Source organism: Luteibacter sp. P4_E6 (genome assembly GCF_056401535.1).
Map to the genome: position 1 here is coordinate 1 of NZ_JBFUJE010000883.1, position 1043 is coordinate 1043.

A 1043-nucleotide genomic window follows, 5' to 3' on the forward strand; every position below is an offset into this window, starting at 1 on the left:
CACCGATGCCGCAGGTGCCTACGGGCTTGATCACAATCGAACCATCGTCACATGCACATAGGTCGAAGTGTGAGTTTGGTGCTGCGCCATAGTCAGACTTAACCTGATACGCGTCGTCAAGTCCTGCTAGTTCAAGATGCCATTCCGTCGCGTTGCGGCAAGATGGCTCATCGTCACCGCGCGGCACATTGAGACAAGGCCGAGAGGATCGATGAAGCGATATGCATTCGTCATATTCAGGGAAGGATCAGTCCTCGGACAGCGGCGGCAGATGGTCAAGCCTGGCCGCCGGATGGGTGGCAACCGTCGCAGCAGAATGGTCACTGCTACCGGTGCAGCTCAGCGAATTCTCTGAGCCGAAACGATTCGCTGGAAGCTAAAAATGACGCGGTCCAAAGTGAACTACACGCATTGCTTGCGAATCACGCTCCGCATGTTTCCTTAACGCCCGGGAACCGCCCGGGAGACCTCGTCACTGCGCGCCTGCTAGCTCACTGATCGTCTAGATCGAGGCCGTACAGCTCGCGACGCAAAGCGGGTACATACAGGAAAATACATTCCCCCAGCCATTGGGCGGCATGATCCTTTCCCTTCTCAAGCAAGGAGTCCATGCGTAGACGAACAGAATTGTCGTCTCGAACTCCGTCGTGAACGGTGTAGACGCACAGGTGCCGACGATCTTTGTCGTATTCCACGATGAAGTTATTGGTGAGTACGTCGTTCTTACCTATCTTGCGGCGAGCGCTCGACTCGGAAGGCGATACATCCTCATCCTCGGTGAGATCTGGTCCATAAGTGCGGGCGGCCGCGTCCGTTTCTTTTCGCGTGCTCGGTCCAGTTTCAGCACCCTCCCGCATGTGCTTGGGCCTGAGCTCAGGGTGCTCGGCCCACAAGGGAAATAGCACATCGGAGTATATCGGCCCCATCGCACGAGCTGCGGCTTTGCGATACGCGGCACCCTCATCCGGGCCGCACTGTTCAATGACCGAGAGCATGGAGTCGACGACCTTTGTGGTGATGCCGATCATCAGGTCGTTTATCTG

The 1043-nt window shown here is 56.7% G+C and carries 1 protein-coding gene; it reads right to left on the reverse strand.

The window, feature by feature from the left end:
• Positions 1 to 491 precede the first annotated feature (491 nt).
• On the reverse strand, positions 492 to 1043 hold a 552-nt coding region (locus AC1DT2_RS24325; RefSeq protein WP_477299307.1), incomplete at its 5' end, for a hypothetical protein.